Origin of the sequence: Rhizobium sp. YTUHZ044, assembly GCF_051123975.1 — a bacterium.
Classification (GTDB): domain Bacteria; phylum Pseudomonadota; class Alphaproteobacteria; order Rhizobiales; family Rhizobiaceae; genus Rhizobium.
In genome coordinates this window covers 4,517,773-4,531,410 of record NZ_CP101426.1, presented here as the reverse complement: position 1 = coordinate 4,531,410, position 13,638 = coordinate 4,517,773, and the positions used below count along the sequence as shown (strand labels likewise).

Annotated in this window: 16 protein-coding genes; 7 read left to right on the top strand and 9 right to left on the bottom strand. The window is 61.6% G+C overall.

Annotation, left to right across the window (positions count from 1 at the left end):
- Positions 1 to 11 precede the first annotated feature (11 nt).
- Both NL154_RS22100 and NL154_RS22095 read right to left on the bottom strand, forming a co-directional pair.
- Positions 12 to 524, bottom strand: a complete 513-nt coding sequence (locus tag NL154_RS22100; RefSeq protein WP_221147683.1) for an A24 family peptidase — start codon at positions 522 to 524, stop codon at positions 12 to 14.
- Between the two features lie 124 nt (positions 525 to 648).
- Positions 649 to 834, bottom strand: a complete 186-nt coding sequence (locus NL154_RS22095; RefSeq protein WP_085857806.1) for a Flp family type IVb pilin — start codon at positions 832 to 834, stop codon at positions 649 to 651.
- A gap of 379 nt (positions 835 to 1,213) precedes the next feature.
- Between NL154_RS22095 and NL154_RS22090 the strand changes: the two genes are divergently transcribed.
- From NL154_RS22090 to NL154_RS22060, 7 genes are all read left to right on the top strand, one after another.
- A complete protein-coding gene (locus tag NL154_RS22090) occupies positions 1,214 to 1,624 on the top strand; it encodes a pilus assembly protein N-terminal domain-containing protein (protein ID WP_210629580.1) in 411 nt (136 codons plus the stop codon).
- Between the two features lie 113 nt (positions 1,625 to 1,737).
- Complete coding sequence (locus tag NL154_RS22085; protein ID WP_210629581.1) at positions 1,738 to 2,373, top strand: TadE/TadG family type IV pilus assembly protein; 636 nt, start codon at positions 1,738 to 1,740, stop codon at positions 2,371 to 2,373.
- A complete protein-coding gene (locus NL154_RS22080) occupies positions 2,373 to 2,954 on the top strand; it encodes a TadE/TadG family type IV pilus assembly protein (RefSeq protein ID WP_210629582.1) in 582 nt (193 codons plus the stop codon). The genes NL154_RS22085 and NL154_RS22080 overlap by 1 nt, the downstream gene beginning before the upstream one ends.
- Positions 2,955 to 3,057: 103 nt before the next feature.
- The gene (locus NL154_RS22075) at positions 3,058 to 4,278 is read left to right on the top strand and encodes a phosphopentomutase (RefSeq protein ID WP_221123538.1); all 1,221 of its coding nucleotides are present in this window, start codon (positions 3,058 to 3,060) and stop codon (positions 4,276 to 4,278) included.
- Positions 4,275 to 5,243, top strand: a complete 969-nt coding sequence (locus NL154_RS22070) for an adenosine deaminase (RefSeq protein WP_221123537.1) — start codon at positions 4,275 to 4,277, stop codon at positions 5,241 to 5,243. The genes NL154_RS22075 and NL154_RS22070 overlap by 4 nt, the downstream gene beginning before the upstream one ends.
- A gap of 145 nt (positions 5,244 to 5,388) precedes the next feature.
- On the top strand, positions 5,389 to 6,018 hold the full coding sequence (upp, locus tag NL154_RS22065) for a uracil phosphoribosyltransferase (RefSeq protein ID WP_020920114.1): 630 nt from the start codon (positions 5,389 to 5,391) through the stop codon (positions 6,016 to 6,018).
- A gap of 127 nt (positions 6,019 to 6,145) precedes the next feature.
- Positions 6,146 to 6,715, top strand: a complete 570-nt coding sequence (locus NL154_RS22060; RefSeq protein WP_210629585.1) for a TIGR02281 family clan AA aspartic protease — start codon at positions 6,146 to 6,148, stop codon at positions 6,713 to 6,715.
- A gap of 6 nt (positions 6,716 to 6,721) precedes the next feature.
- Here NL154_RS22060 and deoA read toward each other — a convergent pair whose 3' ends face one another.
- The 7 genes from deoA to NL154_RS22025 are packed head-to-tail and all read right to left on the bottom strand — an operon-like array spanning position 6,722 to position 13,599.
- The gene (gene deoA / locus NL154_RS22055; protein WP_210629586.1) at positions 6,722 to 8,029 is read right to left on the bottom strand and encodes a thymidine phosphorylase; all 1,308 of its coding nucleotides are present in this window, start codon (positions 8,027 to 8,029) and stop codon (positions 6,722 to 6,724) included.
- Position 8,030: 1 nt separating this feature from the next.
- A complete protein-coding gene (gene deoC / locus NL154_RS22050; protein ID WP_210629587.1) occupies positions 8,031 to 8,807 on the bottom strand; it encodes a deoxyribose-phosphate aldolase in 777 nt (258 codons plus the stop codon).
- A complete protein-coding gene (locus NL154_RS22045) occupies positions 8,800 to 9,606 on the bottom strand; it encodes a purine-nucleoside phosphorylase (protein ID WP_210629588.1) in 807 nt (268 codons plus the stop codon). The genes deoC and NL154_RS22045 overlap by 8 nt, the downstream gene beginning before the upstream one ends.
- Positions 9,603 to 9,992: a cytidine deaminase gene (locus tag NL154_RS22040; protein ID WP_064800281.1), complete on the bottom strand. Its 390-nt coding sequence runs from the start codon at positions 9,990 to 9,992 to the stop codon at positions 9,603 to 9,605. Before NL154_RS22040 ends, NL154_RS22045 begins: the two co-directional genes overlap by 4 nt.
- A 2-nt stretch (positions 9,993 to 9,994) precedes the next feature.
- Complete coding sequence (locus tag NL154_RS22035) at positions 9,995 to 10,966, bottom strand: ABC transporter permease (RefSeq protein WP_210629589.1); 972 nt, start codon at positions 10,964 to 10,966, stop codon at positions 9,995 to 9,997.
- Between the two features lie 10 nt (positions 10,967 to 10,976).
- The gene (locus NL154_RS22030; protein WP_210629590.1) at positions 10,977 to 12,080 is read right to left on the bottom strand and encodes an ABC transporter permease; all 1,104 of its coding nucleotides are present in this window, start codon (positions 12,078 to 12,080) and stop codon (positions 10,977 to 10,979) included.
- A 7-nt stretch (positions 12,081 to 12,087) separates the two neighbouring features.
- Complete coding sequence (locus NL154_RS22025; RefSeq protein ID WP_210629591.1) at positions 12,088 to 13,599, bottom strand: ABC transporter ATP-binding protein; 1,512 nt, start codon at positions 13,597 to 13,599, stop codon at positions 12,088 to 12,090.
- Positions 13,600 to 13,638: the final 39 nt, after the last annotated feature.

Here is a 13,638-nt window from a genome sequence, read left to right as displayed (position 1 = left end):
TTAAAATGCGGTTATTTCAGGCTTTCCAGCGCGGCGATGAAGAGCGGCGAGGACGGGAAGGCCATGAAGCCGCCGATCGCGATGGCGATGCCGTAGGGAATCTTCTTGGCGAGCAGCAGAGAGTTCGGCACCGGCAGGCCGATGGCGAGGATGGTATTCGACTGTGCCCTCAGCAGCAGGATGAGCAGGGTGATCAGGCCGCCGATAATGGCAACATCGGTCATCAGGAAAAGCAGGGATTCGTTCAGGCCGAACCAGAGTGCGGTGGCGGTCAACAGCTTTGCGTCTCCGCCGCCCATCACATTAAAGGCAAAAAGAGCAAAGCATGCGGTAAAGACGATCGCGCCGGCGGCAAGATGCATGCCGATCGCCTGCAGGCCGAAACCAAAAAACGGCGCCAGTGCGAGGAAGGAGACAACAAGGATCAGGGAAATGCGGTTCGGGATCGTCATGGTGAACAGATCCGAGAAGGCCGCCACGGCGAGGCAGAGTGGCAGTATTACAAAGACTGCAGCTGCGATCATGCGTATACCCGATCATAATAAGATGCGAAAAGGCTCACGGCCATTCAGCGCGTGAGCCCGCTCGATAGACCAGCCAGGTCAGATCCGGCCAGAATCAGGGAGGTGCCGCCTCGCGGCGCCTCGCTTAGTTGACCGCCGTGGTGGCGTCATCCATCTTGGTGCTCAGACCGTTGAACGTGTTGCCGATCTTCTCGCCGAGGGTCGTGGCGCCGGCGATGAGCGCTACGGAAATGAGAGCTGCGATCAGGCCGTATTCGATTGCGGTCGCGCCGGATTCGTCCTTCAGAAAACGGCTAAAAAGCTTGGTCATGGGTACTCCTAACTCCAGTTGATGTTCAGCACGTCCGCCAACTGTTGCCGTTGATCGGATGAACAGCAATCTAATGAATGGGCGTTTCCATCGGCTTAAGAAAAAGAGTTAACAGCATGTGAAAGCCGTCGGAGGCTCCTGTATGGTAAGCCTTACGCTATTCATTTCGCTCAAGATTTAATGGTTTTCAGAGGTTAACGAGGGGATTCATCCGGTAATAGCACAGGCGCCGTATCGAGCCGCAATGACACCGACTGGATCCAGTGCCAAATCAGATCAACTTGCTTCACCGCGAAACAAGATGGTGGGTTTAAGGCTTCATTCACCATTTTTTTCCATTCTATGCGCCTATTGCGCTGTGATCGTGAAAGAGGACCCAATGTCATCGAGCGGCAAAACCATTTTCTTTGCCGGTATGATCGCCGTTTCCGGTGTTTCGGGAGTTTCCTCGGCCGCAGACGATGACATGCTGCGCGTCTATATGGATCACGCGCGCGTCTTGAAGCTCGACCGCCCCGTCAGCAAGGTCATCGTCGGCAATGCCCAGGTCGCCGACGCGACCGTCGCCGATGCCAAGACGATCGTGCTGACAGGACGCAGCTTCGGCACCACCAATCTGGTCCTTCTGGACGCCGACGGCAACGCGATCCTCGACGAGCGCATCCTTGTGTCGATAGACGAGGGCAACACGGTGCGCGTCTACCGGCAGACCGAGCGCTCCGTGCTGTCCTGCACGCCCAATTGCGAGCAGCATGCGCAGCAAGCGGCCGCCGGCGCCACGTCACCCTGATCGGCCCGGCCCGGATCTTCTGCCATTCGTTAAAATCGTCGTATCGGCCTGAAACGGAAAATCAACGAACGGACCCTAGTGTGGCAGGCAGAGATGTCGCGCGGGTCCAGGCAATGACGGTAGTTGATCAGAAGACGGATAGGGAGCGCGCCTTCGCGCCGGACCGTTTCTCCCGGTTTCGCGCTGTTGTCCGCTCGCGCGACGGCGCAGCGGCGATCGAATTTGCCTTGCTTGCCATCCCGTACTTCCTGGTGATCTTCGCGATCCTAGAAACCTTCATCGCGTTCGCTGCCGAAGAACTCGTCTCCAACGCCGTCGATACGATGAGCCGGCGGATGCGGACCGGGCAGATCACCTACAATCTCGGCCGTACGACCGACATGAGCCGGACGCAATTCCGCCAGGCGTTCTGCAATGAGATTTCGATCCTGATCAGCTGCTCGACCAGCGAAGCCGCCACGCCGAGCAAGCTTTACCTGGATGTGCAGACATTCGGCACCTTCTCGGCCATCCCGACGACGATCCCCAAGGTTTCCAGTGACCGATATGCCGATATCAACACTGCCGCCTTCAAATATACGCCTGGCGGTGCCGGCACCATCAACATGCTGCGCGCCTATTATCGATGGGAAATCATCACGGATCTGGTCCGGCCCTATATCACGACGATCCGTCCGTCCGACGGTTCGATGCCGACGCAATATCTGATCATCGCAACCTCCGCCTTCCAGAACGAGCAGTATCCATAATGGCGATGCGCAACCCGTTCACCAGACTGGTACAGCAGGCGCGTCGGCTGGCGCGAGAGCGCAAGGGCGCCGGAGCGATCGAATTCGCGATCCTCTTTCCCGTGCTCATCATGCTCTATATCGGCGCTTTCGAGATCACCATCGGCCTCAGCGTCAGCAAACGCGCGACACGCGCCGCTGGTTCGATCGCCGACCTCGTCACCCAGCAGCAATCCGTCACGAAGAGCGCGCTCGCGCAGATGCCGTCGGTCGCAACGGCGATGTTCGTGCCCTACAATTCAACATCGCTGACGCTGAAAATCACCGGAATTTCAATCGACGCCGGCGCCAATGCGAAAGTGCTCTGGTCCTGGGCGCAGGGCGGAACGGCGCCTTACGCCAAGAATGCGCCGGTGAGCGACGTGCCGGCCGATATGAAGACGGCAAACAGCTTCCTCGTTCGGACCGAACTCAGCATCCCCTATACGATGTTCCTGTTCGCGCCGAACTTCATGCCGGATGGGATGCGCACGATTACCATCAGCCGCAGTTACTTCTACCGCCAGCGGCAAGGCGACTCGATCCCCTGCGGAGACTGCTGACCCCCTTCCCACCTCGAATTTGCCAAGGCAGGCGCGGCACTATATGCGTGGGCTTCAGCCTCCGACGGTCCGGAGGCCGGCGATCGGTCCTTTCGGGGGTAAAATGGCGCGCGCCTTTCTTTTCGTTCTCGATTCCTTCGGCGTCGGCGGGGCGCCGGATGCGGCAGCCTATGGCGACGAGGGCGCCGACACGCTCGGCCATATCGCCGAATTCTGCGCGGCCGGTGCCGGAGACCGCGCTGGGCTGCGCAGCGGACCGCTTTCCCTGCCCAACATGTCGGAACTCGGGCTTCTGCACATCGCCCGGGCCGCCTCCGGCCGATTTCCGGCCGGCATGCCCCTGCCGGAAAAGCTCTACGGCATTTATGGCGCCGCCAGCGAAATCTCCCGCGGCAAGGATACGCCATCGGGGCATTGGGAGATCGCAGGGACACCCGTCAATTTCGATTGGGGATATTTTCCGACGGAAGGCGATGCCTTTCCCCCGGAGCTGATCGAGGCACTATGCCGGGAGGGCGACGTTCCCGGCATTCTCGGCAATTGCCACGCCTCGGGAACCGAAATCATCGCCAGGCTCGGCGAGGAACATATCCGCACCGGCAAGCCGATCTGCTACACGTCCTCGGATTCGGTCTTCCAGGTCGCGGCGCACGAAATGCATTTCGGCCTGGACCGGCTGCTTGCCTTCTGCCGCACGGCCCGCACCCTTCTCGATTCCTACAATATTGGCCGCGTCATTGCCCGGCCCTTCATCGGCCAGTCGTCCTCCACCTTCCAGCGCACCGGAAACCGGCGCGATTTTTCCGTGCCGCCGCCGGAGCCGACACTGCTCGACCGGCTCGTCGAGCACCGCCGGCATGTGCATGCCGTCGGAAAGATCGGTGACATCTTCGCCCACCAGGGCATTTCCAGGCTCATCAAGGCCAGCGGCAACGAGGCGCTGATGGATGCGTCGCTATCGGCAATCGACGAGGCCGAGGACGGCGATCTCGTCTTCACCAATTTCGTCGATTTCGACATGATCTACGGCCATCGTCGTGACGTGCCCGGTTATGCGGCAGCGCTCGAAGCCTTTGATGCGCGTCTGCCTGAGGTCCACAAGAAGTTGAAACCCGGCGACCTCGTCGTGCTGACCGCCGACCATGGCTGCGACCCTACCTGGCGCGGCACGGATCATACGCGCGAACGCGTGCCGGTCATCGCCTACGGCCCCGGCATCCGGTCGCGTTCCATCGGCGTTCGCCGCACCTATGCCGATATCGGCGAAAGCATTGCGCACCATCTCGGCATCCCGGGCGGCGCGCATGGAAGGAGCTTTTTGTGACATCGCATTTGAAGAAGGTCGAGCTGCACTGCCATCTGGAGGGCGCGGCACCGCCTGCATTGACCGAGGCGCAGGCGCGGAAATACGGTGTCGACATCAGCGGCGAGCTGCGCGATGGCGCCTATGTCTGGCACGATTTCGCAAGTTTTCTGGAATGTTACGACAAGGTTTCCGAGGTCTACAGGACGGAGGAGGATTATGCGCTTCTGACCGAAACCTATCTGGACGAACTTGCCGGCATCCATACGATCTACAGCGAACTCATCGTCTCGCCCGACCACGGCAAGCGTATCGGGCTCGGCGCCGATGCCTATATAGCAGGCGTCTGTGAAGGCATCCGGCGGGCCAAGGCCAAAACCGGCATCGAGGCCCGGCTGATCGTCACCGGGGAACGGCATTTCGGTCCGGAGAGCGTGATGGGAGCGGCCGAATATGCGGCAAAGGCCGGCAACCCTCTGATAACCGGCTTCAATCTAGCCGGTGAGGAGCGCATGGGCCGTGTGGCCGATTATATCAGAGCCTTCGACATCGCCCGCGATGCCGGTCTGGGCTTGACCATCCATGCCGGCGAGGTCTGCGGCGCCTTCAGCGTTGCCGACGCGCTCGATGCCGTCCGGCCTGCACGCATCGGCCACGGCGTGCGTGCCATCGAGGATGTCGATCTGGTGAAGCGACTTGCCGATCTCGGCACCGTGCTTGAAGTCTGCCCAGGCTCCAATATCGCGCTCAGGGTGTTTCCCGATTTCACCTCGCATCCGCTGCGGCGACTGAAGGAAGCGGGCGTGCGGGTGACGATCAGTTCCGACGATCCGCCGTTTTTCCATACGTCGCTGAAGCGGGAGTATGAACTTGCGGCCGATGTCTTCGGCTTCAGCGACACAGAGATCGACGCCATGACCCGCACGGCGATCGAGGCAGCTTTCGTCGATGAAGAGACGCGCAAGGCTCTGCTTGCCCGGCTTTGAAGATGAGTGTCTTCTTATCCCGGAACCGCTGCACACTTCCGGGCGACAAGCATTGGGGAAGATCGCGGCAAATTCGGCTCCGCTCTTGCGGTCGGGCCGATTTCCGTGAAAGAAACATTCGATAGAAAGAATGAAAGGCTTCCCCATGGACGGCGTCACGGTCATCGATCACCCGCTTGTGCAGCACAAGCTCACCATCATGCGACGCAAGGAGACATCGACGGGAAGTTTCCGGCGCCTGCTGCGCGAAATCTCCACGCTGCTTTGTTACGAGGTCACCCGCGATCTCGAATTGACGATGGCGACGATCGAGACGCCGCTGCAGACGATGGACTCGCCGATCCTCGAGGGCAAGAAGCTGGTCTTCGCCTCGATCCTGCGCGCCGGCAACGGGCTGCTCGAAGGCATGCTCGATCTCGTGCCTTCCGCCCGGGTCTCGCATATCGGCGTCTATCGCGATCACGAGACGCTGCAGCCGGTCGAGTATTACTTCAAGGCGCCGGAGGACGTGGCCGAGCGCCTGATCATCGTCGTCGACCCGATGCTGGCGACCGGCAATTCCTCGATTGCGGCGATCGACAAGCTCAAGGAACGCGGCGCCCACAATATCCGCTTCCTCTGCCTGCTCGCCGCCCCGGAAGGCATCCGCAACTTCCGCGCGGCGCATCCGGATGTTCCGGTCTTCACCGCGGCGATCGACAGCCATCTGAACGAGAAGGGCTACATTATGCCGGGCCTCGGCGATGCCGGCGACCGCATGTACGGCACGAAATAATTTCAGCCTTCCTTTACCAAATCGCAAGACTTTATGGCCCGGAAGGTTCGCTCCGGGCCTTTTTGTTATCGATATTAGCAAGTTCTCAGGATTTGAGGCTTAGCAAGCTGGAAGCATGAGGCCCCGCATGACGCGGGGTTTATACAGGAAGGATTTCTGTTTCATGCTCGTGCGTACCGTCATTTTCGCCAGCGTCGCCGCAGTGCTGGCCACACAGGTACCTTCGCTCGTTGGACGTATCAGCCAACAACCTGCCGACGGTCTCTCCGCCAATTACGTCTCGGCCGACGCCCACCAGTCCGCTGCACCGGCGCCCGCTTCCGGCAATGGTACGATCCGCCTGCAGGCGGATGCGCAGGGGCACTATACCGGCAGCTTCAAGATCAACGGCAAACCGGTGCCAGGGCTGATCGATACCGGTGCCACCTATGTCGCGCTCAATGAGACACTCGCCCGCCGGCTCGGCTACACCGCAAATCAGCTTGACTTCCGCTATGGTGTGAACACGGCGAACGGCCAGACGAAGGCCGCGCATGTGATCCTTGACCGCGTCGAAATCGGCGGCATCCGCGTCCGCAATGTCGAAGCCTTCGTGCTCAGGGACGATGCCTTGACGACCACGCTCGTCGGCATGAGCTTCCTGCAGAAACTCGCCTCCTATTCGGTCGCCGACGGCTCGCTCAGCCTCAAACAGTAAACCGCATCAGACCCGACCTGCAATGACGGGGGCCAATTCCGGCCTGTCGTCAGCAATGCGATAATGCACGGCAAGGGCGGCAACTGCTTTTTCCGCCGCGGCTTCGCAGGCAGCGTGAACGACAGCGATCGGATCGCCCGCATCGACCCACGTGCCGAGCGGCAGGAGGCCGGAGAAACCGACGCGGTGGTCGATGCGATCTGACGGATGGCGGCGGCCGCCGCCGAGATCGATGACGCTGATGCCGATACCGCGCGCGTCGCAGGCGGCCATCCAGCCGGATCGGGCAGCGGGGACTTCTCTTTCGACCGGCGCCCCGGCCAGGTATCTCTCGGGATTTTCGACGAGATCGGCCGGTCCGCCGAGCATGGAAACCATGCGCCCGAAGCTTTCGGCCGCCCGTCCCGACGACAGCGCTCGACGCGCCATCGCGTCGGCTTCCTCGCAGGAAGAGGCAATGCCTGATTTAACCAGCATCTCGGCGGCGAAGGCAAAAACCACGGTCTCGAGTCGCGTGCCGGTCTTCCTGCCCGCCAGGAAGTCCAAGCAGTTGCGCATCTCGACGGCATTGCCGGCGCAATCGGCAAGCGGCTCATTCATGTCGGTGATCAAGGCGGAGGTCTTCACGCCCGCGCCGTTCGCCACCTCGACCAGGGAACGCGCCAGCATCTCCGCCTGACCGCGGTCAGCCATGAAGGCGCCGTTGCCGAGCTTGACGTCGAGCACCAGCGTCTCAAGTCCGGCTGCGAGCTTCTTCGACAGGATGGAGGCAGTGATGAGCGGAATGGAATCGACGGTGGCGGTGACATCGCGCACGGCATAAAGCCTGCCGTCGGCGGGCGCCAAGCTTCCGGTCTGGCCGATGATGGCGAATCCCGCCCCTTTCACGACCCTGTGGAACAGGTCCGAATCAGGGGTGATTACATAGCCGGGAATGGATTCGAGCTTGTCGAGCGTGCCGCCGGTATGGCCGAGGCCGCGCCCCGAGATCATGGGGACGGCGAGGCCGCAGGCGGCGGCGATCGGCGCCAGCATCAGCGAGACGTTATCGCCGACGCCGCCGGTTGAATGTTTGTCGGCGATGGGACGGCCGATATCCGCCCATTGCAGCCTGTCGCCGGAATTGGCCATCGCCAGCGTGAGGGCGACGATTTCCTTGCGTGACATGCCCTTGAACCAGACGGCCATGGCGAAGGCGCCGATCTGTCCTTCGGACAGCTGCCCGTCGGAGAGTGCCGCGATGAAGGAGCTGATATCGGCGGGGTCGAGTTCCTCGCCATCGCGTTTACGCCGGATGATCTCCTGCGGAATCATCTCAATAGCTCGACGCCGCAGCCGCTGCCGGCTGCGCTCCGCTCAGAACCGCCAGTATGTCGTCGAGCAGGCCGGAAGCGCCGAAGCGGAAGGTCGAGGGCATGGCCCAGTCCGGCGCCATGATGGTTTCGGCAAGGCTGAGATAGAGCGCCGCATCGGCCACCGAGCCGATGCCGCCAGCCGGCTTGAAGCCGACCTTGCGCCCGCTCTCACGAATGGCCCGGATCATAATGTCGGCGGCTTCGAGCGTCGCGTTGACGGCGACCTTGCCGGTCGAGGTCTTGATGAAATCGGCGCCGGCTTCAATCGCGAGCTCCGAGGCACGGCGGATCAGGGCCGCATCCTTCAACTCGCCGGTCTCGATGATCACTTTCAGCAGGACGGGGCCGGCGCATTCGGCGCGCACCGCCTTGACCATGTCGGTCACCGCCTTCTCGTTGCCTGATATGAACTTGCGGTAGGGAATGACCAGATCGATCTCGTCAGCGCCATCGGCGATCGCCTCACGGGTTTCGGCGGCGACATCGGCCACCTCCATATCGCCCGCGGGGAAATTGACGACGGTTGCGATCCGCACAGCATGGCCGGCACCGAGGATATTGCGGGCATGGGCGACGAAACGCGGCCAGATGCAGATCGCGGCGCTGTTGCCGTAGGGCGTCTGCGCGCGGGCGCAGAGCGTGTCGATCTGCGCCTCGGTGCAATCGTCCTTCAAATTGGTGAGGTCGAGAAGGGAAAGGGCGACCGCCGCGGTCTCCCGGATAGAATGGCTAGTCATTTTCGCTTCCTCCCGCAATCATCTCTTTCAATATGGCGGCGAGACGGGCGCCGCCGACGGGCGCCATGTCCTTGGTTTCTTCATGGCTGAGCTCATTGCCGGTCATGCCTGCTCCATAGTTGGTGATAACGGAAGCGGCCGCAACCCTCAGACCCAGCATTCTTGCGATGATCACCTCGGGCACTGTCGACATGCCGACGGCATCGGCGCCCAGGATGCGCGCCATGCGGATTTCGGCCGGCGTTTCGAAGCTCGGCCCGGAAAACCACATATAGACGCCCTGCGCCAGCTCAATCTTGAGCTTTGCCGCTGCCTTCCGAATCGCCGCGGCGAGGCCGGCATCATAGGCATTGGTCATGCCGACGAAGCGATGGTCGCTCTCCTCGCCGATCAGCGGGTTCATGCCGGAGTAGTTGATGTGATCGGTGATTTGCATCACCGAACCGGGCGGCATGTCGTCGCGCAGCGATCCGGCCGAATTGGTCAGGATCAGCGCCTCGACGCCGAGCGCCTTCAGCACCTCGATCGGCAGGCGCATGGCGTTGGCATCGCCCTTCTCATAATAATGCACGCGGCCGGAAAGCATGATGACTGGCTTTCCACCGAGGCGGCCTGCGACGACTTCGCCAGCGTGGCCGGAGACGGCGCTGACGGGAAAGCCCGGCAGGTCGCGATAGGGAATACGGACGGCGCCGTCCAGCTGGCCAACGAGGGAGCCGAGGCCAGAGCCGAGCACGATGCCATGGCGCGGCTTGATCGCGCCGAGCAGGGCGACAAGCAGTTCGACCGTCGCCTTCATCCGAGTTCGGTCTCGAAGCTGAAAGGAAGGAGCTCTTCCATCGTCATGGTCTTCTTCACGCCCGCCTCATCGCAGAGATAGATCTTCGTGTCCTTGGCGGCGAATTCGGAAATTTTCTGGCGGCAGCCGCCGCAGGGCGGGCAGAGCGGCAGCTTCTCGGCGATGACGGCCATTTCGACGATCTTCCTGGCGCCGCCCATGATCATGGCGCTGATCGCCGTCGGCTCGGCGCACCATCCTTGCGGAAAGGAGAGGTTTTCGATGTTGGCGCCGGTATAGACCTTGCCGTCCTCGGCGCGGATCGCCGCGCCGACCGGGAATTTCGAATAGGGCGCATGGGCAAAGGCCATGGCGCCGCGGGCGGCTTCGAACAGGTCGTGGGACATGATCAACGCTCCTTCGTATAGGGCACGCCGCCGGCCTTGGGCGGTATTGCGACGCCGATGAAGCCGGCAAGCAGGATGCAGGTCAGGATATAGGGCAGTGCCTGGAAGACCTGGACCGGCACTTCACCGACCAACGGCACCTGCTTGCCCTGCATGAAGTTCGCCAAAGCATCCAGGAAGCCGAAGAGCAGGCAGGCGAACATCACCGGTACCGGCTTCCACTTGGCGAAAACTAGCGCCGCCAGCGCGATGTAGCCCTTGCCGGCCGACATGTCCTTGATGAAGGCGGCGGACTGGGCGATCGCGAGGTACGTGCCGGAAAAGCCGCAGAGGATGCCGGCGCACATGACGGCGCGATAGCGCAGCCAAGAAACCGAAATGCCTGCCGTATCGACCGCGCCGGGATTTTCGCCGACGGCGCGCAGCCTGAGGCCGAAGCGCGTGCGGTAAAGCACCCACCAGGAGAAGGGCACGGCGAGGAAGGCGAGATAGGTGAGGATATTGTTGCCCGATATCACGCTTGCATAGAGCGGACCGATGATCGGTATGTCGTGGACGGCATCGGCGCCCGGCAGGATGATCGGCGCGAAGCGGGCCTCCGGCGCCAGCTGCGGCGTCCGGCCGCCCTGGCCGAACCAGGCCTGGCCGAGCACGATGGTGATGCCGGCGATGAAGAAGTTGATCGCCACACCTGAGACGATCTGGTTGCCGCGATTGGTGATCGAGGCAAAGCCATGCACCAGGCTGAGCGCCACCGAACAAACGACGCCGGCGCCAAGGCCCAGCCAGGCCGAACCGGTGAGATAGGCCACGCAGGCGGCGGCGAAGGCCGAGCCCAGCATCTTGCCTTCCAGGCCGATATCGAAGATGCCGGCGCGCTCGGAAAACAGTCCTGCGAGCGCGGTAAAGATCAGCGGAATAGAGAGCCTGACCGTCGAGCTCAGGACGTTGATGAAGATGTCGTAATAATCCATCGTCCGCTCCTCAGGCTCGCTTCAATTGCTGGTAGATGTGCACCATTGCCGGCCGGAACATGTATTCCAGCGCACCGGCAAAGAGGATCACCAGTCCCTGGATGACCAGGATCATTTCGCGGGTGATATTCGGCATCTCGAAAGAGATCCAGTCGCCGCCCTGGTAAAGGGTGCCGAAAAGGATTGCGGAAAAGATGATGCCGAGCGGATGGTTGCGGCCCATCAGCGACACTGCAATGCCGACGAAGCCGGCGCCACCAACGAACTCGACCTGCAGACGGGCGGAAGAGCCCATGACGGGATTGAGCGCCATCATGCCGGCGAGCGCGCCCGAAATCAGCATCGCGATGATAACGATGCGTGCATAGGGTATGCCGGCATAGGCAGCCGCGGTCGAGCTCACGCCGAGTGTACGCATCTCAAAGCCCAGCTTGGTGCGCCAGATGAGGATCCAGACAAACCAAGCGGCAAGAAGGGCGATGATGAAGGAGACGTTGAAGGGCGCTGCACCCAATTTGGCTCCGAAGATGCTCATGAGCCAGCCAAGCTTCGGAAGCTGCCCACCTTCGAGGAAGGTGCGAGTTTCCGGCGCCATCTTGCCCGGCACGATCAGCACGTGCACCAGCAGATAGACCATCAGGGCGGCTGCGATGTAGTTGAACATGATCGTCGTGATAACGATATGGCTGCCGCGTTTGGCCTGCAGGAAAGCGGGAATGAAGGCCCAAGCCGCACCGAAGATCCCGGCGCCGACAATGGCAATCGGCATCGTCACATACCAGGGCACGTAATGGTCGAGCGCAAGCGCTACCAGCGCACAGCCGAGCCCGCCAATATAGGCCTGGCCTTCAGAGCCGATGTTAAAGAGACCGGCATGGATGGCGACGGCCACGGAAAGGCCGGTGAAGATGAAACTCGTTGCATAGTAGAGCGTGAAGCCTATGCCTTCGCCGCTGCCGAAGGCGCCCTCGATCAGCAGCGAGAGGGCGGCAAGCGGGCTTTCGCCGATCAGCCAGACGACGAAACCCGAGATCAGGAAGGCGACGACGAGGTTTAAAAGCGGGATGAGACCGTAATTAATCCAGTTTGGTAGCGGAACGGAAGCAGTGCTCATAAAGGCCTCACGCGGCAATGCCGGCCATCATCAGGCCGAGGGTCTGTTCACCGGCATCGGGCGTCTTCTCGCCGACGACCTGGCCGGCGAACATGACAAGGATACGGTCTGAAAGGGCGCGGATCTCATCGAGTTCGACGGAGACGAGCAGGATCGCCTTGCCCGCATCGCGCATTTCGATGATCCGGCGGTGAATGAATTCGATGGCGCCGATATCGACGCCGCGGGTCGGCTGACCGATGATCAGCATCTTCGGATCGCGTTCGATTTCGCGGGCGACGACGATCTTCTGCTGATTGCCGCCGGAGAAATTCGCCGTCTTCAGCCGCGGGTTCGGCGGGCGGATATCGTATTTTTCGATCTTCTCCATCGCATCCTTGCGGATCGCTTCGAGATCGAGCAGCGGCCCTTTGCTGTAGTCCGGACGGCGGTGATAGCCGAGTACGGAGTTTTCATATTCCTCGAACTTCAGCACCAGTCCCATATGGTGCCGGTCCTCGGGAATGTGGGCGAGGCCGAGATCGCGCAGGCAGGCGGGGTCGGCCTTGTCGATCGTCTGGCCATCGAGAAGGATTTCGCCGGAGACAGGCTTGCGGATTCCGGCAATCGCCTCCAGCAATTCCGACTGGCCGTTGCCGGCAACACCGGCAATGCCGACGATCTCGCCGGCGCGCACGTCGAAGGAGACGTTGTCGACCATGGTGACGCCGCGATTGTCCTTGACCGTCAGGTTGCGGACGGAGAGCACGGCGGCGCCCGGATTGGCTTCGCCCTTCTGCACGCGCAGCAGCACGCGACGGCCGACCATCAGCTCGGCAAGCTCCTCCACCGTCGTTTCCGCCGTCTTGCGGGTGGCGACCATCTCGCCGCGGCGCATGACGGAGACCGTATCGGTGATCGCCATGATCTCGCGAAGTTTGTGGGTGATGAGGATGATCGTCTTGCCCTGGTCGCGCAGCACCTTGAGGATGCGGAAGAGGTGGTCCGCTTCAGCTGGCGTCAGCACACCTGTGGGTTCGTCGAGGATCAGGATCTCGGCGCCGCGATACATGGCTTTCAGGATTTCGACGCGCTGCTGCAAGCCGACCGGCAGCTCTTCGATCAGTGCGTCCGGATCGACCTCGAGGCCGTATTCGGTTTCCAGCCGCTTGAGCTCGGCGCGGGCCGATGCGACGCCCCTGGCCAGCAGCGAGCCGCCTTCGGCGCCGAGCATGATGTTCTCGAGCACGGTGAAATTGTCGACCAGCATGAAATGCTGGTGCACCATGCCGATGCCGGCGGCGATGGCCGCCTGGCTGTCACGGATGGTGACCGGATTGCCGTTGACGCGGATCTCGCCGCTGTCGGCATGATAGAAACCGTAGATGATCGACATCAGCGTCGATTTGCCGGCGCCGTTTTCACCAATGATGCCGTGGATCGTCCCCTTGGCAACGGTGAGGTTGATGTCCTTGTTGGCATGGACGGCACCGAATTTCTTATCGATGCCGACAAGCTCAATAGCGGGCTTATCTGTCACTGCAGGCTCCAAATAAGAAAAGGGCGTATGGCGAAAATC

What these genes read in the sequence shown, in the direction of transcription:
- NL154_RS22080 (WP_210629582.1), top strand. Translation starts at nt 2,373, where the DNA reads ATGGCGATGCGCAACCCGTTCACCAGACTGGTACAGCAGGCGCGTCGG.
- deoA (WP_210629586.1), bottom strand. Translation starts at nt 8,029, where the DNA reads ATGATTCCGCAGGAGATCATCCGGCGTAAACGCGATGGCGAGGAACTC.
- NL154_RS22075 (WP_221123538.1), top strand. Translation starts at nt 3,058, where the DNA reads ATGGCGCGCGCCTTTCTTTTCGTTCTCGATTCCTTCGGCGTCGGCGGG.
- NL154_RS22040 (WP_064800281.1), bottom strand. Translation starts at nt 9,992, where the DNA reads ATGTCCCACGACCTGTTCGAAGCCGCCCGCGGCGCCATGGCCTTTGCC.
- NL154_RS22035 (WP_210629589.1), bottom strand. Translation starts at nt 10,966, where the DNA reads ATGGATTATTACGACATCTTCATCAACGTCCTGAGCTCGACGGTCAGG.
- NL154_RS22085 (WP_210629581.1), top strand. Translation starts at nt 1,738, where the DNA reads ATGACGGTAGTTGATCAGAAGACGGATAGGGAGCGCGCCTTCGCGCCG.
- NL154_RS22100 (WP_221147683.1), bottom strand. Translation starts at nt 524, where the DNA reads ATGATCGCAGCTGCAGTCTTTGTAATACTGCCACTCTGCCTCGCCGTG.
- deoC (WP_210629587.1), bottom strand. Translation starts at nt 8,807, where the DNA reads ATGACTAGCCATTCTATCCGGGAGACCGCGGCGGTCGCCCTTTCCCTT.
- NL154_RS22095 (WP_085857806.1), bottom strand. Translation starts at nt 834, where the DNA reads ATGACCAAGCTTTTTAGCCGTTTTCTGAAGGACGAATCCGGCGCGACC.
- NL154_RS22090 (WP_210629580.1), top strand. Translation starts at nt 1,214, where the DNA reads ATGTCATCGAGCGGCAAAACCATTTTCTTTGCCGGTATGATCGCCGTT.
- NL154_RS22045 (WP_210629588.1), bottom strand. Translation starts at nt 9,606, where the DNA reads ATGAAGGCGACGGTCGAACTGCTTGTCGCCCTGCTCGGCGCGATCAAG.
- upp (WP_020920114.1), top strand. Translation starts at nt 5,389, where the DNA reads ATGGACGGCGTCACGGTCATCGATCACCCGCTTGTGCAGCACAAGCTC.
- NL154_RS22030 (WP_210629590.1), bottom strand. Translation starts at nt 12,080, where the DNA reads ATGAGCACTGCTTCCGTTCCGCTACCAAACTGGATTAATTACGGTCTC.
- NL154_RS22060 (WP_210629585.1), top strand. Translation starts at nt 6,146, where the DNA reads ATGACGCGGGGTTTATACAGGAAGGATTTCTGTTTCATGCTCGTGCGT.